Below are 18,503 nucleotides of genomic sequence, written 5' to 3'. Positions count from 1 at the left end.
GCATGCGTCCGTTCCTCGATCTGTTTTCCCTTCTCTCGATCCTCAAATTCCTGGCCGCCTGGATGTTATTGCTGAGTTTTGCCCTCTTGGCCCAGCGTCGTCTCCTGAGTCTGATCCACCTCTTGGCATGGCAGGGGATCACGCTTGCCCTCAGCACCGCCATGGTAGCTGTGCTCACCGGCGATCGCCTGCTCTGGGTTTCGGCAACGCTGACCCTGAGTCTCAAGGGGCTCTTGATTCCGTTCTTGCTCCATCGCTTGCTGCGGCGCCTACAGGTACGCGGCGACGTGGAAATGAGCCTGAATGTGGCAAGTGTCCAACTGCTCGGCATCGTGCTGGTCATTTTTGCCTTTGCCCTGGCGGCGCCACTAGCAGGCAGTCTGCCAGCAGCTACCCATGGCATGCTCGGTATTGCCTTGGCAGCATTCCTCTTGGCCTTTTTGATGATGATCACCCGCCGCAAGGCCATTTCTGAGGTGGTGGGTTTCTTGGCCATGGATAACGCCTTGTTCTTTGCTGCTACCAGTGCCACCTTGGGAATGCCGCTCATCGTCGAACTTGGCATTGCACTCGATGCCCTCATTGCCTTCCTCATCCTCGGGGTCTTCTTCTTTCACATCCGCGAAAGCTTTGAGAACCTCGATTTGCACTGGCTGGAACATTTGCGAGAAAACCAATGATCCTGCTCTGGCTCCTGGTAGTAGTAGCCTTGGGCATTCCCGTGCTCGCCCTCTTGGGCGATGGCCGCAGAGGGCGCTGGATCTTTATGACGATCAATTTTGCCGTATTTCTGCTGAGCCTGCTGGCGGCCTGGGAATTTTTACGACATGGCCCCTTGACTGCCCTTGCTGACGAATTGCGCATGGATGCCTTGTCTTTGATCCTGGTCTTGCTGAACGGGGTTATCGGGCTAACGACAGCTTGGTTTTCTGCCAGTTACTGGCAACAGGAAGTAGAGCACCACCATTTTAGCAAAGGTCGCCAGCGCCTGTACCACGCCATGTTTCAGAGCTTTTTGGCAACCATGTTCTTGGCCCTGTTGAGCAACAATATGGGCATCCTCTGGGTGGCACTCGAAGGTGCCACCCTATCGACGGTATTACTGGTGAGCCTGCAGCGCAGCGGAGAAAGCCTGGAAGCCGCCTGGAAATATTTCATCCTCTGTGGCGTCGGTCTCGCGATGGCGCTCTTCGGCACGATCCTCCTGTATTTCGCCGCGCAACCGGTGTTGGGCGATGGGGCCAAGGCACTGCTCTGGTCGGCGCTGCACCAGCACGCCAGCCAGTTGAACGGAACCGTGCTGACCCTGGCCTTCGTCTTTGTTTTCGTGGGATACGGAACCAAGGTCGGCTTTGCCCCCCTCAATACCTGGTTGCCCGATGCCCATGCCGCTGGCCCGAGTACGGTGTCTGCCGTCCTCTCTGGATTACTGCTCAATGTTGCACTGTATGCCATTCTGCGGTTCAAAAGTCTCACCGATGCTGCCTCGGGGACCGATTTTGCTGCGCATCTCCTGCTGGCATTTGGCCTCCTTTCCTTGCTATTGGCGGCCTTTTCCATGCTGCGTCAGCACGATGTGAAGCGCCTGTTTGCGTACTCTTCCGTGGAACACATGGGACTTATCGCCATTGCCTTTGGACTGGGTGGACCGCTCGCCATCTTTGCCGGTGTGTTGCACATGATGGGCCACAGTCTAGCCAAGTCCTCGGTGTTTTTTTCGGTGGGTCGCGCCGTGCAGGAAGCCGACTCTCGTGAACTAAAGGACCTACACGGCATTCTCAAGCTCCGTCCGACCCTCGGCTGGTCATTGCTCCTTTCCATCCTGGCCATTGTCGGAATGCCCCCTGGTTCCCTGTTTCTCAGCGAGTTTTTGATCGTGGTAGCGAGCATTCAACGCGCCTGGTTCACGACTCCCCTACTGCTCCTCGGTCTGGAGATCGCCTTTGCGGCCATTTTCCCCCGTCTTTTGCATATGCTGCTCGGCGAACCCCGTACCCCACAGGTATTGGTCCGTGCTGGCGGCTTCAGCCCGATCTTTTTGCAACTCTTTGCTGTACTCCTTCTCGGCGTCTGGATCCCCGCTGCGTTGGCGGGCTGGATGCATAATGTCGTCGGGATTTTACAATGAATGAAGAAGCACTCTGGGAAAATGGAAGCGCGCCGTTTCGCGTCATCGCGGGTCCACTTCCCATCCATCAGCGAGACGTTCTGGCTAAAGACTGGCAGACATTGGCGCAGACCCTACGCCGGCGGGGTGCACGGCTTTTGGGTATCTGGGGGGAAGAACGAAGCGACAGGCAGTATCGCATCCACGCCCTGTTTTTAACCGCGGATTCCTGCTACTGGTGCAACCTCGCCCTAGCGCAAGGGGTAGAGGGATTTCCCAGCCTCGCAGAAATTTTTCCCACGGCGGTACGCCAGGAGCGGGCCATTGCCGACCTGCTGGGTCTACGCCCGCAGGGCAACGCGGACCAGCGCCCCTGGTTGCGTCATGCGGCCTGGCCCAGCACCTTTTTGCCTTTACGCGCAAACCCCGTCCCCCTCACCGAACTGAGTACGCAGGGAGATACCGACTATGCTTTCCAGGGTCTACCCGGCGACGATCTGCACGAAATACCCGTCGGTCCCGTCCATGCCGGCACCATCGAGCCGGGGCATTTTCGCTTCACCTGTCTGGGAGAGCAGATCTTACGTTTGGAAGAGCGCCTCGGCTACACTCACAAAGGAATCGAGCGCCTGTTGCAGGGGCAGGACCCTTTTGCCGCTCTTGTCCTACTGGGTCGCGTGAGCGGTGACAGCACGGTAGCCTATGCCTGGGCCTATGCCATGGCTTTGGAGAGCATCGCGGGCGTTCATCTCCCGGAACGAGCACAGGCCTTGCGTGGCCTTTTGCTGGAGCGTGAGCGCTTGGCCAATCACTTGGGGGATCTGGGGGCCCTCGGCAATGACGCCGGCCTTGCCTTTGCTCTGACCCAACTGCTGGCCATCAAGGAAGAAATGCTGCGGGAAAATGAAAGGATCTTTGGACATCGTTACCTCATGGATCTCATCTGCCCCGGCGGCCTCACCATGGATCTCGGTGCGGATACCTGCCAGCAACTGCGTGCCAGTGGCTTGCGCTGGCAACAACGTTTGCAAGACCTGGAATTACTGCTGCAGGAACATGCAGGCCTGCGCGACCGCTTGGTGGGCACCGGCACCATTGCGCCGGATCGAGCCGTCGACTGGGGAATGGGTGGGCTGGCCGGACGCGCGAGTGGGCAGGCTTGGGACCTGCGGGTGCAATTTGCTCCCGCTCCCTATGACCGTTTCCCCATGGAAATCTCGCTGGCGAGCAGCGGTGATGTGGCAAGCCGCTGGGCTGTTCGCTTTGCGGAAGTTTTTGCCTCTCTGCGCTGGCAGGAAAAGCTCCTCCAGGAACTTCCCACGGGTGCCTGTAAGATGCCATTGCCACTGCCAAGCGTTGGGGAAGGTCTCGGCATCGTAGAGGGATGGCGTGGTGAGATTTTTGTGGCGCTACGATTGGAAGCGGACCGCATTGCCCGATGCCATCCCCACGATCCTTCCTGGTCTTTGTGGCCCGTTCTCGAAGAAGCGGTGCTGCAGGACATCGTCGCCGATTTCCCATTGATCAATAAGTCTTTCAATTTGAGCTATAGCGGTCACGATCTCTGATACCGCGGCAAGGAGAGTACCCATGTACCGAATTTTGAGAGAAGCGTGGCGCCTGGGCAAAGTCGGCGACCCGATGCCATCGTCATCCTCGCCAAAGAAGGCGACGCCATTTTCCCGGAGCGCGGTGATCCGCCATGTGGATGCGGGTTCCTGTAATGGCTGCGAGCTCGAAATCCAGGCATTGGGTGGCCCCCACTATGGCTTGGAACAAGCCGGCCTGCGATTTGCCGCATCGCCGCGCCATGCAGATATCCTACTCGTCACGGGGCCGCTAAGTCGCCACATGGCCGCTGCTTTGCAAGACACCTACGACGCTATGCCCAAGCCCAAAAGAGTGCTGGCCGTAGGTGACTGCGCATGCACCGGAGGGATTTTTCATGGCAGTTACGCCGTTCTCGGACCCGTAGAAGCCCTTCTTCCGGTGCACGAACGTTGCCTCGGTTGCCCACCCAAACCAGAACAAATTTTATCATCTTTACAAAACCTGCTGCATGAGGGGCTAGAGCAATGACCAAAGCCGAATTGATTCAGGAGTTGGCACATCGAACCGGCATTCACCGCAATCTGGCAGAACATCTCCATGACAACCTGATGGATATCATCGCCGAACAATTATGTGCACTGGACCGAGTCCCGATTGGCCATCTTGGGCGTCTGAAGGCGGCCATCAGCGCTCCGCATGAAGGAAGAAACCCAAAAACGAAAGAAACCATCCTCATACCGGCGCATGCCAAGCTTCGCCTTCATACTGCCAAGACATTTCAGCTCCGCATGGAGCGGGAAATCCTTGCGGCCGGGGCACTCCAGTCGTAGGCGAAATGGGTGGTGAGCGGTACATCCCCAAGACCTCAGCTCCGCGCGAGAAAAACTCTTTCGTGTGGCAAGCATCCGTGCGCATGGTGAGCATGCCCTCCGCGTCCTGAAGTGTCAGTTTGGCTACCGCAAGACCCGCTATCGAGACCTGATCAAAAACGGTGCGCAACTGACCACCTTGTTTGCCTTCTGCCTCATCGTAATGGTCGCCTCTGTCTCCGCTCCCCCAAAACCAAAAGAAGAAATTTTACAATTGGACAAAGAGGACATTACGCCTTTGGGCTAACAAAGTGGCGGAAATGCTTGCCTTTTCTGGCGGTTTCTGATAGCATTTCTTCATGAAATCAAAGACTCCCGCCGATCTTCCCAGCCATCCTGACGCCCTGCGCGAGATGGTTTTGCAGCTCCTGCAGGAGCGCGAAGAAAAAGATCGGGAATCTGCTTGGCAGATGGCCCAATACCATCAGCAGATCGCAGAACAACACCAAGTCATTGCGCTAAAAGAGCAGCATATCTCCGTACGCGACGAGACCATCGCCCGCCTGGAACTGACCATTGCCAAACTACAGCGTTGGCGCTTCGGTCGGCGTTCGGAAAAGCTCTCTGCCGATCAGCTCCGTCTTTGGGAAGAGGCCCTCGAAACCGAAATCGCCGCCGTGGAAACGGAACTCGATGCCGTACTTGCTGACAGTGCCGCGGCTACCAGCCCAGAGTCCACTCCCAAGGCCACGCCCCGACGCCATCCCGGTCGGATGAAACTCCCCGATACCCTGCCTCGGGTAGAGGTGCAACACGCCCCCAGCCGTTGCACCTGTGGCCAGTGTGGCGCTCTTCTGGAGTCCATCGGCGAAGAGGTCAGCGAAAAGATCGACTATGTCCCCGGCCACTTCCAGGTGATCCGTCATGTGCGCCCCAAGCTCACCTGCCGCTCCTGTGGCACCCTGGAGAGTCCCCCACTACCGGCACAGGTGATCGACAAAGGCCTGCCCACCGCGCGCATGGTCGCGCAGGTCTTGACGGCCAAGTATCTCGATCATCTTCCCCTCTACCGCCAGGAAGCCCAATACCAGCGAGCTGGCGTGCCCCTGTCCCGCTCCACCCTCAGCAGCTGGCTGGGTCAGGGAGAATACTGGCTCACCCTCCTGGCCGGAGCCTGCAAGGAGGCACTGCTGGCCGGAAAGATCCTGCACGCCGACGAGACACCCTTGCCGGTGCTGCATCCGGGCAGCGGCAAGACGCAAAAAGCCTATCTCTGGGTCTATCGCAGTCAGGCCGATGCCTCCCACCCCATCGTCGTCTTCGACTATGCCCCGGATCGCAAGGGGATCCATCCGCAGCGCTTCCTCGGCGACTGGCAGGGTATCCTGCAGACCGATGACTACAGCGGCTACGATGCTCTTTATCGCAAGGGAGGGATCCTCGAAGCGGGCTGTTGGTCCCATGTTCGTCGGCACTTCTACGATCTCGACCAGAGCGCCCCCAGTCCCGTCGCGCAGAATGCATTACTTCGCATCCGCAAGCTCTACGAGATCGAAGCCGAGATCCAAGATGACCCCCCGGAGCGAAAAGCCCAGATCCGACGACAACGCGCCGGCCCCTTGCTGGAGTCCTTCCATATTTGGTTGACCGAAGTGCAGATGCAGGTGGCCCCGAAGAGTGCCATTGCCAAGGCCATCAACTATGCACTGAAGCGCTGGCCGGCCCTGACTCTGTACCTCGATACTGGCCATCTCAGCATCGACAACAACGCCGTGGAAAGAGCCCTGCGGGGCGTGGCCATCGGCCGCAAGAATTATCTCTTTGCCGGCAATGACGCCGGTGGCGAACGGGCAGCGGCCTTCTACACCCTCATCGAGACCTGCAAACTCAATGGCGTCGAGTCCTTCGCCTATCTCAGCGACGTCCTCGATAAACTCCCCACCTGGCCCGCCAAAAAACTTCACGAACTTCTTCCCTGGAATTGGACGAGCCCTACCGTAGCCTGATCGGATCCCAGCCGACTAGATGGGTTACTCGGACGGTTACGATTGGCGGTGCTACAAGTTCTTACTCCAGCGTTTTGTTCCTGCATTGGATATCCAGATCAACAACAAGCTCACTATTGCTAAACCAATATATACACAGTAGCCCAAGGGATACCCCTGACTTCCGAAGCGATCAACGAATGCACCTAGGGAGCCTCTGAACTGGTGTAAAAATCGCCATAATTTGGAGCGAGTTTGTCTCGCAAAATCGATTTGGCGATGAAAATTCTCATTTTCCCTCTCCAGAGACGCCAAAAAGCGCATGGTGAGCGCGGAAATCGCCCGCTTTCCGTCTTTGTGACGGATTACGCCCGTAGCCAACAGAGCTCCTTACGAACCAGATACAGGTTCACCAGGGCAAACAAGGTGGTCAGTTGCGCACCGTTTTTGGTCAGGCCTCGATAGCGAGTCTTGCGGTAGCCAAACTGACACTTCAGGACGCGGAAGGCATGTTCACCACGCGCACGGATGCTTGCCACACGGCGGTTGAAACGCTTGAGTGCCTGTAGCCCCGTCTTCTGGCCGGGATGGCGACGTCGGGCCACGGCATCCTGAATCCCCTGCTTGCGCAAAAATTCATGGACCTGCGGGTAATCGTAGCCACGATCGGCGAGCACCGTCTTCTCGTTTCCGGTCAGCAGCTCTTCCAGCACCCGATGATCCGGGACATAGGCCGCGGTGACCTCGACGGCCTGAACCAGGCCTTGGGTGTCCGTCGCGACATGGGCCTTCATGCCGAAATACCACTGGTTCCCCTTCTTGGTTTGATGCATTTCGGGGTCCCGTTTGCGGTCTCGATTCTTGGTCGAGCTGGGGGCGTGAATCAGGGTGGCATCCACCATCTTGCCTTCCTGCAGAATCAAGTGGGAGGCTTCCAGCAGCTCCTGCACTTGGGCAAATATCTGTTGCGCCAGGCCGTGCTGCTCCAGCAGGCGCCGAAAGCGCAGAATAGTGGACTCGTCGGGGATCAGGTCACGGCCCAAGTCGATACCGGCAAAGGCCCGTAGCAAGGGGATTTCATACAGAGCCTCTTCCATGCCCGGGTCCGAGTAGGCATACCATTGTTGCAGAAAGTGAATACGCAGCATTTGCTCTATCGGCATGGGCTTGCGACCGCCACGCGGTCCAGCCTTGGGGTAGTAGGGAGCGATGCACTCAATCAACGGCCGCCAAGGTACCACCTGGTCCATCTCCCGAAGGAAACGCTCCCGCTTGGTCTCCTTGTGTCGGCGCGACAGCCCCATTGTCTCTGCAAACGTCATCTGGCCCGCCATGATCGCCTCCTGCCTTGCGCATACCGCCTCATTCTATCAGCTCAGGCTGTGCAGAGGTTCCTTAGCTACGGAGAAACCATACAACAGTTCCTCGAGAAATCCACAGTAAGCGGCAATATCAGATCCTACTATGATAATCAGATATTTGGTGGCGATTCGGTAGAAAATCGTTATGCCTATTCCCTTGGTGGCATGATCAAGGTGCAGACAGCCTCCTTGTATGGCGTTAGCGCTGGCGTTGCCTTCTATACCGCCAATGATCTTGGGGCTAACGATACCAGCGGTCGCGAACTGCGCCTCGACCCCTTGTTGATGGGGTCAAGAACTTCTCTAAATGTCTTGGGGCAAGCCTATTTGCAGTATCAGAATCCATGGCTGCAGGTAGACGTTGGCAATCTCCTGCTCAATACACCGTGGATGGGAACCGCCGATGCGTTCATGATCCCTAACACGTATCAGGCCGTTTCCGTAACAGTCCATCCTCTACCCAACCTGAGCATCATTGGTATCCGCGAGTTTCGTTATAAAAACCGTATTCAGTCCGATTATCATCGACAGACGTTGCTCAACTACAACTCCTACTATAACTATTTGCCTAACAACAGCGACGGTACTCTAGCCTTTGGTATAAAGGGACAAAAACTGGGGATAAAAGCAGCGGCATGGTACTACCGGTTCTATGATCTAACGAATCTATTCTATGGCACCGTAGGTTATACTACCCCGGTCTTGCTGCAGCATTTCCAGCCTTTCGCCGATTTTCAGTACGCGCGGGAGTGGGCTGACGGTGCCCAGCTAGCTGGTCCCGTGAATGCTACGGTATTTGGCGGTATTCTGGGGATAAAAGCACACTTTTATGGTATGAGCGGCTCGGTCTTTGCGGTATACGACAACATTCCGCAGCGCGATACAACCTTGCCCAACGGTAAAGTCCTGCCCAACGGTGGATTTATTTCACCCTATACCCAGCAGTACAGCGCGGACCCCCTCTACACCACCATTATGGATTATGGCCTGATATCGGCATCTGCTGCTGGTCATGCCTGGAAGGCCGGCTTTGTCTTCCACCCGATACCCAATCTTCGCTTCAAATACTCCTACAGCTGGTACCACACGGCACCGTTCCTTCCCAATGTCGAGGCCAACTACATTGACGTTACCTATACTCCAGGAGGATTCTGGAAGGGATTATCCTTACGCAATCGTCTGGCCATTGATCACAGTAATCCGTTCGCCGATTATCATGGCACATTCATCGATGACCGCCTGATGTTGCAATACAGTTTCTGAGAGCACTTCTCCTCCTCCACATAGTGACGTGCAATTCTTGGCAGCGGTGTATCGCTGCATTTTTATTTGCCATGCATGATTATATAAGAGCATATCGGCGTTTTGAGTAGGTACGATACTGCACCTGCCATTTGCCGGATACGTCGAGGACTGCGCGACAGGCCAGCATTTCCGGTCGCTCCCGTGACGATTGCAAGCACGACACTGTGGCGACAGTGGCGGTCGCCGTGACTAAAAACCCTATCGAGCGCGGCCTGACGCTAGCCGAGATCGACCGGGTCCATCTCGCCTAGAAGCTGACCAGCCTTGACGTGGTCGGCCACGTATACGTTCAACCGCAACCCCCGCCCGACCACGATCGGGAATACTGTAGGTGTAGTGCGCCTACACGGTGCCGATGCCGAACAGCGCCGGTTGCAGGGCGCGGCTTGCCACCTTGGTTGTCGTGACCGACACCGGCGCCAGCGACCCCGAGCGTAGCGCTACGTAGCCGAACAAGATCAGAATGGGCACCAATACGGCAAGCAGCAGCAGGGTGCGGCAGTTTATTGCGGAAAACGTCATGGCTGGCTCCGAATGCAGCGGTGGTACAGCGCGAACATTCCTGGCGCCGCGCTGCGAATATGTTGGGGTTTGCCGTTCAGCAGGGTCTGCATCACCAGGCCCTGGATGGCACCGATGAACATCGCGGTGGCGGCGTCGGCGGGTAGATGTGAGAGATAGGAATCCATGACATCATCCAACAGTAAGTAATCAGTTCCTGTCTTATCCGTTGGAACCTGTATGTCAAGATGCCGCATGCGGGCATCGGGACATCTGCAACAGCAGCGATTCAGAGGAACGTAGTACCTACGCTCACGCCAGACTGATCGCCAACAACTTCTTGCGATCCAGAATCACGATATGCTGCCCCTGCATGTCGATGGCATGAGCATCTTTCAGGCGGCGGAGGACGCGCGAGAAGGTTTCTGCCGTCAATCCCAGACGCGCCGCGATGCTGACCTTTTTCGCAGGAAGGGAAAAATCGGCTTGCGGAGCCGCAGACTCCGACAGCTCCAGGAGATAATTACAAACTCTTCGGTTCGCCGACTCGATGCTACGCATGCGCACTTCCTTGACCAGAAAGTGCAGGCGCATGCTCAGCTGCGCAAGTATCCGCCGCATCAGGCGGGGATCCCGGTCGAGGATGGCAACAAAGGGAGCGAAGGGGATTTGCAAAATTTTGCAGCGACCCTGACAGCGCGCGGTCACCGGATATTTCCCTTCCATGAAGGCCACGGCTTCGGCAAAGAGATCACCTGCCTGCATGATCTCCAGAATCTTTTCCTTGCCATCGACACTGGTGCTGAACAATTCCACGATGCCGACATCGAGAAAAAAGAACTGACTCGCCGGATCCCTTTCGACGAAGAGGACCTCTCCGTCCGTATGCGACTGGAGCTGACAGACGCGCAATAACTCCACCAATTCCGCTGGCGACCAAACGGCAAAGATCGGCTGCTGCCGCAGGCGATCGGCATACGATGCGGGATCGACGCTCATGGCAGGCTCGTCGATTGGAAAATACTGGCCGCGATCGATCGGCAGATTCCACGAACAAAACCTTGACCCAGATCAAGGACGCGAATCTTTCGCGAAGCCAGACTGTAGCTCGCCAATTGGGCACTATTCATTACGGGAGACTCCAAGATGAGCATCAACATCGATCTGATCAAGCAAAGCGGCAAGGCCGTAGAGGATTTGGGCGTACAGGTTGCCCAACATTTTTACGATACCATGTTCAGCCATTACCCCGAAGTACGAAAGATGTTTCCGGGGGACATGACCCAGCAGCGCGTGCGTCTTTTCAACTCGGTGATCCAGATTGCCAGCAACATCGACAATACCGAGATGCTGGTCCCCTATCTCAAGGAGCTCGGCGTGGGCCACATCCAATATGATACCCGGCCGGAACACTATCCGATCGTCGGCAAGAGCCTTTTGCTGACGCTGAAGCATTTCCTGGGGCCTGCCTGGACCGCAGAGATGGCGGAGTCCTGGATCGAGGCCTACAACCTGGCGGCAACGGTCTGTATTCAAGCTGCGGCCGAAGCCATGGCGCCAGGTCGCTATGTGCCTCTGATCCTGGATGACGTGCCCCCGGCCACGGCCTGAGCGCTGGCAACGCCGCCGTCTACGCGGCGGTGTGTCTTCCACCTTCTACAAAGGAGAGCACATGCAAACCCATGAGGTAAGACTCGAACCTTCGGGGATCTGCCTGCAGGTGCGCGAGGATCAGGCCATTGTCGAGGCCGCCCTGGAACAGGGCATAGCGATCCATCACGGCTGTGGCAATGGCTCTTGCGGTGACTGCAAGGGTACCATTCTCGCGGGCGACGGCGAACAGCTACCGTTCATGCCCCTGTTGCTGACCCCGGAAGAACGGGCATCCAACAAGGCGATCCTGTGCAAGCTGCAACCGCGTACTGCCATGCGCATCGCCGCAACGGTCGACGAGAGTCCAGCGTACTGGAAGGGCCGGGTGAGCGGTCTGCACCTGCTGGGCGAGACGATCATGGAGCTTAGGGTCGACTGTGATCGTCCCTATCCCTACCGGGCAGGACAATATGCACGGCTCGCGGTTCCAGGAGCGCCTTCCCTCTGGCGCTCCTATTCCATGGCCAGCGCCCCCAGGGAGGATCATCGCCTGCACTTTCATATCCGCAAGGTGCCCGGGGGCAAATTCTCGGAATGGCTCTTCGACCACGCTCAGATAGGCGAGGAGATCATGCTGTCGGCTGCCCAGGGGGAGTTTACGCGGCAGGAAAACGATCGCCCCCTGCTGTGCATTGCTGCCGGCACAGGACTGGCGCCCATCGAAGCCATTTTGGAGGACCATTTCCGGCGCGGCGAGCGGCGGCCCATTGCCCTCTATTTTGGGGTGCGCCAGCAGCGGGATCTCTATCATCTTGAGTTCCTTGAAGATCTCGCCAGCAAGCATCCGGAACTGCGACTGTCGGTGTCCTGCTCCGATCCGGCGCTGTCCGAATGGTCGGGGCCCCGGCGCCTTTTACCTGCGGTAGCCGCCGCTGGCCCCTGGCAGGAGCACGAAGCCTACCTCTGCGGCAGCCCCGGCATGATCGAGGCAGCCATCGATCTCTTGCTCTCCCATGGGATGCCGCATGAGCAGATTCATTTCGACAGTTTCAGCCCCAGCGCGTGAGGCTGCGCACAGGTTTTTGTTTATGGATTGCGCTCAGTCACCCAGCAATTTCAAAACCTCGGAGAGCGGCTGTACCCCCACGGTTTTGAGCACGCCATCAATGACCACAGCAGGAACAGTCTTGATGCGTAGGCGACTTACCACTTCGCGGCCGTCTTTTTCACCCACGTCAAGGATCTCCAGATCCAGTGGGCGCTTTTCAGCGGCTTCCTTCCAGATGGTCTCGGCCTGCGGACAGGTAGGGCACCACTTTGATACCAGTAGTTGCACTTTCATATGGAGTCTACTTCCTTCAGGTTAGATGATGCATGGTAGTCTATTGAGACCGAGATATCCATTGAAAGGCAAACAGACAGAGGAATATCACCATGGCAAAAGATATCGATACAATAATGCAGCAAGATCACGAACGCTTGGACCAGATCCTGACCAACACAGCCCGAGCCGTATCGGAACAACACTGGGTGGAAGCGGCGCAGCTTTTGGAAACGTTTCGCCACGGGATCGTTGATGGCCATATGGTCGTGGAAGAAAGCTTGCTCTTCCCCGCATTCGAGCACTGGGAAGGTGGCGAGGAACATCCTCTGACCGAGCTCTTGCGCAAGGGGCATAAAGACCTGCGGGTGTTTTTCACGGAGATGGCAGAGGCCATTGAAAATCAGGATGCCGAAGACTTTACAGATCTGCTCAGTACGGTGCAGACCATACTGCAGCAGCATGATGCGAAAGAAGAAGCCGAACTTTATCCGCATCTCGCCGAGGCGCTACCGGATCATGGCGCCAAGGCCGCCCAGCAACTCCATCTTTTACAGGAGGAAAAGGCATGAGCGAATTCCAAGGTTGCGAGTTACCTGAAGATCTCTTTTATGATCTCGACTATGTTTGGGTGCGCCCCGAAGGCGAAGGCATTTTTACCATTGGCGTCACCGATCCCGCGCAAACCATGTCCGGCCGACTGCAGAAGGCACGTATCAAGAAAGTGGGCACGCAACTTGCCGCTGGCCGCCATGTGGCGACGCTGGAAAGTGGTAAATGGGCGGGCGGAGTACCGGTTCCCTTTGCCGGTGAAGTCATCGAGCGGAATGAGGCCCTATTGGAAGATCCACACCTCATCAATATCGATCCCTACGGGGATGCCTGGATTGCCAAGCTGCGCGCTGAGGACCCGGAACATGCTCTGGATTCGGTGCACACGGGACTGGAAGCCATCGAAGCCCTGCAGGCTTGGATAAAACGCTATGACGTTCAGTGCATGCGCTGTTCCGACTAGCATTCCGGAGCCGACAACACTGAATGGAGACGATGAGCAAAGCAGATCGCACCAGCACAACCCAACGCCCTTTCGAATCTGGGCCAATCCGGCGTGGTATCGTCGCCGGGTTTAGGGTCGGCCATTTTATCCGCCCACCAGTCACACAAGGCAAAACTACCGAGCTCATCTGGGTCAGCAACTTCGACCACAAAAAGCCTCGCAAGGACCTCGGACAATGCTGTGGGGAACTGCGGAACGAACTTTTCACACATGACGCACCTCGACACTGAAAAAATGATTACATGATGATTGCAATACTTTCCAGGAAAAATGCAAGGGTCTGATTTATTATTTGATTTCTAGGTGTCAGCTTCTTCGATGTGTGGAATGGCAGTCTCGATGCGTACCGTTGAGAGCAGGCGCTCTATGACATCCTGACGCTCTACCCCCCACAAAAGCGCGAGGGCATCCAAGCGCCTGATGGTCTCAGGCATCAGAAACACATTGATTTGCTTACGCTGGCCTGCCGCAAGACGTTCACGGCGCCGACGCTGCGCGAGTCGGATCTGTTCTCGTCGCCGTTCTTTTGGGTCTTTTTCATCATTCACCATGGGCACATGGTACGAAAAAACGATCGCGACGCAAAAATGACAATCATCATATCATCTATCGATATGTCCGAAATTCTGTCCCTGACAAGGCGTGGTGCTATTTTGTCGCCGATGAGGCAACATGATGGCGTCACAATGTCTCCATCTTGACGCCAAATTGGTAGCATTATGTCGCCATGGTCCTGGGGCGCGTCCCAGCTAGCAATGCACGGATAGCTCCCCTGAATCGTCAGCGTGGGGAGCGTTTCCAAAATTTCCTCTCCCGCCGCGTTTGCTCTGCCAGAGTCATTCCTACTGGGCGCTGGATGGTAGCGCCGGCAAAAATGAGCCGTCGGCGAAATGGAAAGGGGGTCTCGACAAGATTGAGCTTTCGTGTGTTCGTAAAGGACAGATATTCTCCGGCAAAGGGTTTTTTCAGGAAACGACGTGGCTCCAAGGCCCATTCTGGTGTCGCGTCCTGAAGATAATAGGCAGAGAGCTCGGCAGCACCGGCCACCCAGGCGTTGATCCAAAGCCAGCGCTCCTGGTCCAGCCATTCCGGCTCTTCCAGATACCACTTCCGGTCGTTGTATCTGTTCCAGTCGTCGCAACACTCCTTGATGGCAATCACTGGGCGGGTGCCGCGCAGGATGCGCCAGGGGATACTGGCCAGCACCCTCCGATAAATTTGCGGTGGCGTCTCTTCTGTTTCATTCATCGTCTTCCTCCTGGAGGACAGCATCTGGAACCTGCTGACCGGCAAAGAATTGCTCTAGCCTGAGCAAGGCACGCGCCTGAACCTCTTCATCCGCAAAGAAACCCGCGATCCTCTGCATGGCGCCCTTTGCATCCGACACCTCGCAGTCGGCGAGTAACTGCCAGAGGCCCTCTGGGAGGGGATGAGGCCGGCTGCTGCAGATCGCCAGGAGTCGCAGCACCAGGAGATAGTCTCGTGGTGCAGGGAAGATTCGCAGGCCCGTGGCATTGAGTTTTCCTGGCGGAAATTCTCCCATGGGCACTCTCCCTTCCGCGTCTGCCGCAAAGATCTGCATCCCCCAACGCGGCAAATCCACGGCAATTCCCAGTTGTTCTGCCGCCTTTACAGCATAGTCCAGAACTTCCCTCTCCTCTTCGGCGACAGGTAGAAAGTCGATATCGTCGATGAACTCTTCCCAGTCGAAACAAAAGGCCAGAGCGGAGCCAGCATACACGACAATCTCAAAGATGCGTTTTCCTTCGGCGATACGCCGCCCCATCTCCTGCAGCAGAGCCCGTAGAGTATCTCGTGGCAAGCGTATGCTTTGCGGATCAGGTTCCATCCTATTACTCCACCCATCCAGGCATCGCCATCAGATCGCCCCGTCAGACCTTTTCCCAGTCACCTTACATGTCACCAGGGCATGTACGATGCTGACGGATCCTCCACAGCGTTTCGAGGCTTCGAGACGGACCAGGCGGCCCGAATGGGGCCAAGACATGTGCAGTGATCCGGTTTGTCGCTGCGGACGACTTGCCCTGTATCGTACACCAGATATTCCACGCCGGCCTCGAAGCGAGTCCAGGGCATGGGCTTCCCACAACGCCCGCTGCCTTTTGCCAGTTCGATGAGGTAGCCCTGAGATCGGTCTTCGTTCTGGTAAAAGCGTAGACGGCCTTCCTTTCCCAAAGCGAGCAATGCATCGCCCAGCCAGGAACGATCCAGGCGCACGAGACCGATGGGAAAATCCCCGGGTTTTTCGAGAGAGAACACCGGACATTCGATGACATCCGGGTGCTGAGCACCGGCCACATCCAGACGATGCGATAGCCACTCCCAGGCCCGGGTGCAGGCCATCTGCCGCGCCTTGACTCTATCCGCAGCCAGTTCCGCTTCTGTATGTGGTGATACCGGCAACGGTTGTGCCTCCACAGCCGAGGTGTTCATACCCAGCGTTTTCCGTGCCCAGGCGAGCCAGTTTGCCAAGCCTTCGCTCCAGAGCAAAGCCTCGTTCTCCTCCCGGCGGAAGTATGTATCCCGCTGTTCTGCGGGGAGCGTCAATCCCTGCTGCAGGGACGCGAGGATCTCCGGTACCGGTTTTGTCAGAAAGGCAATCTTTTTGGGGGTAGCAAAGTCGGGAAAGCGCTCCCGCAGCAGGGGGAAGAAGTCCTTGCGAATAGTCCAGAAGATCCAGACGCCATCTCGGACCTTTACCAACAGATATACAAAGGTCGACACGCGTATCGGCTTCTCCAGGACCAGATCCAATTCTGGGAAAGGACCGGTGGCCTGCAAAGCGGCAGGCAGGGCTATCAGGGCATCCATCTGTGCCTGACAAGCAATCTTGCGAAATTGCACCCCCGGGGCAAAGTTCGGTATTCCGCCGCTACCGACAGTAAAGCCTGCCCACTCCACGAGCTTCAAGTAGCGCTCCTCGCTCAAGGTCCGCGGCTGATTCTCGGCCAGAGCGCCCATGAAATTGCTGCGGCTGACCCCAAAGCGGCGCGCGATTTCCACCAGGCTCAAGGGGGACAGCAGCAACAGATTCCGCAGGATGCTGGGGGAGACAGGGTAGGAACTCATGGGCTCTCCAAAAGACAGATTCATTGATTGCCCTGTAGTTTATCAAAACAAAGCAAAAAGGCGAGCAGCAACGGTGGGACAGGACATTTGGTAAATACGTATTACTATCCTATACTGTGCGCATGGCAAGGAGGTGCGAAGATGGTAGAGGATGATTTCGAATTCGATTTTGATGACGTGGAAGAGGAGTTGGATGAGGACGAAGGCGAGTCGTGGTGCTTCTGTACTGAGCCGGAGGAGATCCGGATACAGCTGGAGCGGTTGGGCGAGAAGCTGCAAAAGGACCTCGAAACCTGTTGTTCTACCGGGATAACCGCCAAGACCATTTCGATAACCTGGGAGAAGATCGATGCGGCTCTCAAGTACCAAAAGGTCGACTGGACTCCGGAGGGTCTCGCAAACTCGTGGTCGGGGCGCGCGGTGCCGGAAAGGATTGCCGAAATCGGTTGGCACTACTTGCCGGGGGAAGGGTACTTGCCGGATGACGAGGACGTTGCCCAACGCTGGCTGCAAATTGCCAGCTGGTTGGGCTCGCTGCCGGCTTACCTGCTGCTTGTCAAATATCGGATGTTGCCCGTTTCCGCAGAAGACGAGGGGGATCCGCGTGCCCAGGCATTTTTCCGCTGGCGGGAGAGCCTGCAGGAGGACACAGAAGCTGGATCGACACGCAAAGAGCAGCTGGAGAGTTTTCCCTTTCTGGATGCATTGGCCATCGAGCTGGGACTGCGTGCGGCTTTGGCGCGTTCGGATAAAACCCTCGCGCGGCAAGTGGTAGCAGTGATGGATGCCAGGAAGATACAAACGGAAGAACTGATGGAGCTGCGCGCTAAGGCCCTGATCCTTCTATCAGACCAAAAGCCGCAGGAAGAAATCCGGATTCTGCAGGAGATCAAGCCTGCCAATGACTCGAAGGAGGTGCAGGAAGTACTGAAACGCTATACCCCGCTGCTCACGCCAGTGCCCCTCCGGCCCTGGCCACGCGTTTTGGGCTGGAGCACCCAGTTGCAACGCGAGTATCCCAATATGGTAGAGATCATCGATGATCTCGAGCGATCGGCGGAGCTGGCGATTTCGATGCAGTGTTCCGTCGTTCGTTTCCGACCTCTCCTGTTGCTGGGTCCGGCAGGGGTGGGCAAATCCCGCTTTGCCCGGCGACTGGGTGCGGCGTTGGGGGTGCCGAGCCAGATCATCCCCTTGGCGGGGATGAGCGATAGTATGTTACTCAAAGGTAACTCCCGCGGTTGGTCGAATGCCAGAACCGGAGCCATCGTGGACTTTTTGCTCAAAACCCAGGTCGGGAATCCCCTGGTTTGTCTCGATGAGATCGACAAGATCGGTGTAGGGATGAACAACGGCCGGGTCTGGGAGTGGCTCTTGACGTTGCTCGAAGCGGAGACGGCAAGCCAGGTTCTCGACGAGTTTTTGATGGCACCGGTGAACTACTCGGCGATCAACTGGATCGCGACGGCCAATGATGTCTCGGAATTGCCGGATCCACTGCTCTCGCGCTTTCGGATTGTCCGCATCCCGCCCCTGGGGGGAGAGAGTTTTCCCGCGGTCTTCCGGGGAATCCTGGGGGATATTGCCCGGGAGTACCAAGTCGCTCCCGAGCAATTGCCGAGCTTGCCGGCAGAAGTCGTGGAAAAGACACGCCAGGCCTTCGCGAGGAACCCGCGCTCCATTCGGGCGTTGGCGGGGCTCGTGCGCAAGCTGGTGGAGTTGCAGGCGCAGGCAGAGGCACCCCAATGTCGGGGAGCCAATCTATTGCAATGAGCCTTATCGGGCAGCAACGCTGGTGAGCTATTTTGGAAGGAGATTGACGG

Annotated in this window: 21 protein-coding genes and 1 pseudogene; 13 read left to right on the top strand and 9 right to left on the bottom strand. The window is 57.0% G+C overall.

Annotated features, from left to right (window positions below; genetic code table 11):
- The first annotated feature begins 2 nt into the window (after nucleotides 1–2).
- The 7 genes and pseudogenes from MQE22_RS05580 (at nucleotide 3) to tnpC (ending at nucleotide 6,473) form a co-directional block, all read left to right on the top strand.
- A complete protein-coding gene (locus tag MQE22_RS05580; protein WP_215870812.1) occupies nucleotides 3–680 on the top strand; it encodes a formate hydrogenlyase in 678 nt (225 codons plus the stop codon).
- Nucleotides 677–2,128 (top strand): hydrogenase 4 subunit F, encoded by a 1,452-nt coding sequence (locus MQE22_RS05575; protein ID WP_215870811.1) that lies wholly within the window; start codon nucleotides 677–679, stop codon nucleotides 2,126–2,128. The genes MQE22_RS05580 and MQE22_RS05575 overlap by 4 nt, the downstream gene beginning before the upstream one ends.
- The gene (locus tag MQE22_RS05570; protein ID WP_215870810.1) at nucleotides 2,125–3,675 is read left to right on the top strand and encodes a hydrogenase large subunit; all 1,551 of its coding nucleotides are present in this window, start codon (nucleotides 2,125–2,127) and stop codon (nucleotides 3,673–3,675) included. The genes MQE22_RS05575 and MQE22_RS05570 overlap by 4 nt, the downstream gene beginning before the upstream one ends.
- Nucleotides 3,676–3,697: 22 nt before the next feature.
- Nucleotides 3,698–4,186: an NADH-quinone oxidoreductase subunit B family protein gene (locus MQE22_RS05565; protein WP_215870809.1), complete on the top strand. Its 489-nt coding sequence runs from the start codon at nucleotides 3,698–3,700 to the stop codon at nucleotides 4,184–4,186.
- Nucleotides 4,183–4,488, top strand: coding sequence for an HU family DNA-binding protein (locus tag MQE22_RS05560; RefSeq protein WP_215870808.1), 306 nt, complete (start codon nucleotides 4,183–4,185; stop codon nucleotides 4,486–4,488). The genes MQE22_RS05565 and MQE22_RS05560 overlap by 4 nt, the downstream gene beginning before the upstream one ends.
- A 61-nt stretch (nucleotides 4,489–4,549) precedes the next feature.
- Nucleotides 4,550–4,774 (top strand): annotated as a pseudogene (locus MQE22_RS05555) (hypothetical protein); the annotation flags it as partial.
- Nucleotides 4,775–4,826: 52 nt separating this feature from the next.
- A complete protein-coding gene (gene tnpC / locus MQE22_RS05550) occupies nucleotides 4,827–6,473 on the top strand; it encodes an IS66 family transposase (RefSeq protein WP_255790224.1) in 1,647 nt (548 codons plus the stop codon).
- Nucleotides 6,474–6,817: 344 nt separating this feature from the next.
- Here tnpC and MQE22_RS05545 read toward each other — a convergent pair whose 3' ends face one another.
- A complete protein-coding gene (locus MQE22_RS05545) occupies nucleotides 6,818–7,786 on the bottom strand; it encodes an IS5 family transposase (protein WP_480082272.1) in 969 nt (322 codons plus the stop codon).
- Between the two features lie 48 nt (nucleotides 7,787–7,834).
- On the opposite strand from MQE22_RS05545, the gene MQE22_RS05540 reads away from it, so the two are divergent.
- On the top strand, nucleotides 7,835–9,076 hold the full coding sequence (locus MQE22_RS05540) for a hypothetical protein (protein ID WP_226838212.1): 1,242 nt from the start codon (nucleotides 7,835–7,837) through the stop codon (nucleotides 9,074–9,076).
- A gap of 384 nt (nucleotides 9,077–9,460) precedes the next feature.
- Here MQE22_RS05540 and MQE22_RS05535 read toward each other — a convergent pair whose 3' ends face one another.
- From MQE22_RS05535 to MQE22_RS05525, 3 genes are all read right to left on the bottom strand, one after another.
- The gene (locus tag MQE22_RS05535) at nucleotides 9,461–9,640 is read right to left on the bottom strand and encodes a hypothetical protein (protein WP_215871602.1); all 180 of its coding nucleotides are present in this window, start codon (nucleotides 9,638–9,640) and stop codon (nucleotides 9,461–9,463) included.
- A complete protein-coding gene (locus tag MQE22_RS05530; protein WP_215871603.1) occupies nucleotides 9,637–9,807 on the bottom strand; it encodes a hypothetical protein in 171 nt (56 codons plus the stop codon). Before MQE22_RS05530 ends, MQE22_RS05535 begins: the two co-directional genes overlap by 4 nt.
- Before the next feature lie 124 nt (nucleotides 9,808–9,931).
- Nucleotides 9,932–10,618, bottom strand: a complete 687-nt coding sequence (locus MQE22_RS05525; RefSeq protein ID WP_255790221.1) for a Crp/Fnr family transcriptional regulator — start codon at nucleotides 10,616–10,618, stop codon at nucleotides 9,932–9,934.
- A 147-nt stretch (nucleotides 10,619–10,765) separates the two neighbouring features.
- On the opposite strand from MQE22_RS05525, the gene MQE22_RS05520 reads away from it, so the two are divergent.
- Both MQE22_RS05520 and MQE22_RS05515 read left to right on the top strand, forming a co-directional pair.
- Nucleotides 10,766–11,230 carry a globin domain-containing protein gene (locus tag MQE22_RS05520; protein ID WP_215871674.1) on the top strand — a complete coding sequence of 155 codons (465 nt, stop codon included), beginning with the start codon at nucleotides 10,766–10,768 and terminating at the stop codon, nucleotides 11,228–11,230.
- Between the two features lie 61 nt (nucleotides 11,231–11,291).
- Nucleotides 11,292–12,278, top strand: a complete 987-nt coding sequence (locus MQE22_RS05515) for a 2Fe-2S iron-sulfur cluster-binding protein (protein WP_255790220.1) — start codon at nucleotides 11,292–11,294, stop codon at nucleotides 12,276–12,278.
- A gap of 33 nt (nucleotides 12,279–12,311) precedes the next feature.
- On the opposite strand, the gene MQE22_RS05510 is transcribed toward MQE22_RS05515, so the two are convergent.
- Entirely contained in the window at nucleotides 12,312–12,554 is a 243-nt protein-coding gene (locus MQE22_RS05510) for a thioredoxin family protein (protein WP_215872558.1), read from the bottom strand.
- A 92-nt stretch (nucleotides 12,555–12,646) separates the two neighbouring features.
- On the opposite strand from MQE22_RS05510, the gene MQE22_RS05505 reads away from it, so the two are divergent.
- Entirely contained in the window at nucleotides 12,647–13,105 is a 459-nt protein-coding gene (locus MQE22_RS05505) for a hemerythrin domain-containing protein (RefSeq protein WP_215872559.1), read from the top strand.
- Nucleotides 13,102–13,548 (top strand): biotin/lipoyl attachment domain-containing protein, encoded by a 447-nt coding sequence (locus MQE22_RS05500; RefSeq protein WP_215872560.1) that lies wholly within the window; start codon nucleotides 13,102–13,104, stop codon nucleotides 13,546–13,548. The genes MQE22_RS05505 and MQE22_RS05500 overlap by 4 nt, the downstream gene beginning before the upstream one ends.
- 341 nt (nucleotides 13,549–13,889) lie before the next feature.
- Here MQE22_RS05500 and MQE22_RS05495 read toward each other — a convergent pair whose 3' ends face one another.
- The 4 genes from MQE22_RS05495 to MQE22_RS05480 all read right to left on the bottom strand — a co-directional run bounded on the left by MQE22_RS05495 (nucleotide 13,890) and on the right by MQE22_RS05480 (nucleotide 16,680).
- Nucleotides 13,890–14,141: a hypothetical protein gene (locus tag MQE22_RS05495; protein WP_215872561.1), complete on the bottom strand. Its 252-nt coding sequence runs from the start codon at nucleotides 14,139–14,141 to the stop codon at nucleotides 13,890–13,892.
- Between the two features lie 229 nt (nucleotides 14,142–14,370).
- Nucleotides 14,371–14,838: a hypothetical protein gene (locus tag MQE22_RS05490; protein ID WP_215872562.1), complete on the bottom strand. Its 468-nt coding sequence runs from the start codon at nucleotides 14,836–14,838 to the stop codon at nucleotides 14,371–14,373.
- Entirely contained in the window at nucleotides 14,831–15,439 is a 609-nt protein-coding gene (locus MQE22_RS05485; RefSeq protein WP_215872563.1) for a hypothetical protein, read from the bottom strand. Before MQE22_RS05485 ends, MQE22_RS05490 begins: the two co-directional genes overlap by 8 nt.
- 71 nt (nucleotides 15,440–15,510) lie before the next feature.
- The gene (locus MQE22_RS05480; protein ID WP_215872564.1) at nucleotides 15,511–16,680 is read right to left on the bottom strand and encodes a hypothetical protein; all 1,170 of its coding nucleotides are present in this window, start codon (nucleotides 16,678–16,680) and stop codon (nucleotides 15,511–15,513) included.
- Between the two features lie 141 nt (nucleotides 16,681–16,821).
- Here MQE22_RS05480 and MQE22_RS05475 point away from each other — a divergent pair, with 141 nt between their 5' ends.
- Nucleotides 16,822–18,453 (top strand): AAA family ATPase, encoded by a 1,632-nt coding sequence (locus MQE22_RS05475; protein WP_215872565.1) that lies wholly within the window; start codon nucleotides 16,822–16,824, stop codon nucleotides 18,451–18,453.
- Nucleotides 18,454–18,503 lie beyond the last annotated feature (50 nt).

The organism is Acidithiobacillus sp. YTS05, assembly GCF_024396695.1.
In the GTDB taxonomy this organism is placed as follows: domain Bacteria; phylum Pseudomonadota; class Gammaproteobacteria; order Acidithiobacillales; family Acidithiobacillaceae; genus Igneacidithiobacillus; species Igneacidithiobacillus copahuensis.
This window is presented reverse-complemented; position numbering and strand designations above follow the sequence as displayed.

Excerpts from the sequence above, each read along its gene's own strand:
- MQE22_RS05530 (WP_215871603.1), bottom strand. The coding sequence starts at position 9,807 with ATGGATTCCTATCTCTCACATCTACCCGCCGACGCCGCCACCGCGATG.
- tnpC (WP_255790224.1), top strand. The coding sequence starts at position 4,827 with ATGAAATCAAAGACTCCCGCCGATCTTCCCAGCCATCCTGACGCCCTG.
- MQE22_RS05570 (WP_215870810.1), top strand. The coding sequence starts at position 2,125 with ATGAATGAAGAAGCACTCTGGGAAAATGGAAGCGCGCCGTTTCGCGTC.
- MQE22_RS05520 (WP_215871674.1), top strand. The coding sequence starts at position 10,766 with ATGAGCATCAACATCGATCTGATCAAGCAAAGCGGCAAGGCCGTAGAG.
- MQE22_RS05515 (WP_255790220.1), top strand. The coding sequence starts at position 11,292 with ATGCAAACCCATGAGGTAAGACTCGAACCTTCGGGGATCTGCCTGCAG.
- MQE22_RS05510 (WP_215872558.1), bottom strand. The coding sequence starts at position 12,554 with ATGAAAGTGCAACTACTGGTATCAAAGTGGTGCCCTACCTGTCCGCAG.
- MQE22_RS05475 (WP_215872565.1), top strand. The coding sequence starts at position 16,822 with ATGGTAGAGGATGATTTCGAATTCGATTTTGATGACGTGGAAGAGGAG.
- MQE22_RS05575 (WP_215870811.1), top strand. The coding sequence starts at position 677 with ATGATCCTGCTCTGGCTCCTGGTAGTAGTAGCCTTGGGCATTCCCGTG.
- MQE22_RS05535 (WP_215871602.1), bottom strand. The coding sequence starts at position 9,640 with ATGACGTTTTCCGCAATAAACTGCCGCACCCTGCTGCTGCTTGCCGTA.
- MQE22_RS05480 (WP_215872564.1), bottom strand. The coding sequence starts at position 16,680 with ATGAGTTCCTACCCTGTCTCCCCCAGCATCCTGCGGAATCTGTTGCTG.
- MQE22_RS05485 (WP_215872563.1), bottom strand. The coding sequence starts at position 15,439 with ATGGAACCTGATCCGCAAAGCATACGCTTGCCACGAGATACTCTACGG.
- MQE22_RS05565 (WP_215870809.1), top strand. The coding sequence starts at position 3,698 with ATGTACCGAATTTTGAGAGAAGCGTGGCGCCTGGGCAAAGTCGGCGAC.
- MQE22_RS05545 (WP_480082272.1), bottom strand. The coding sequence starts at position 7,786 with ATGGCGGGCCAGATGACGTTTGCAGAGACAATGGGGCTGTCGCGCCGA.
- MQE22_RS05580 (WP_215870812.1), top strand. The coding sequence starts at position 3 with ATGCGTCCGTTCCTCGATCTGTTTTCCCTTCTCTCGATCCTCAAATTC.
- MQE22_RS05560 (WP_215870808.1), top strand. The coding sequence starts at position 4,183 with ATGACCAAAGCCGAATTGATTCAGGAGTTGGCACATCGAACCGGCATT.
- MQE22_RS05500 (WP_215872560.1), top strand. The coding sequence starts at position 13,102 with ATGAGCGAATTCCAAGGTTGCGAGTTACCTGAAGATCTCTTTTATGAT.
- MQE22_RS05505 (WP_215872559.1), top strand. The coding sequence starts at position 12,647 with ATGGCAAAAGATATCGATACAATAATGCAGCAAGATCACGAACGCTTG.
- MQE22_RS05490 (WP_215872562.1), bottom strand. The coding sequence starts at position 14,838 with ATGAATGAAACAGAAGAGACGCCACCGCAAATTTATCGGAGGGTGCTG.
- MQE22_RS05525 (WP_255790221.1), bottom strand. The coding sequence starts at position 10,618 with ATGAGCGTCGATCCCGCATCGTATGCCGATCGCCTGCGGCAGCAGCCG.
- MQE22_RS05495 (WP_215872561.1), bottom strand. The coding sequence starts at position 14,141 with ATGGTGAATGATGAAAAAGACCCAAAAGAACGGCGACGAGAACAGATC.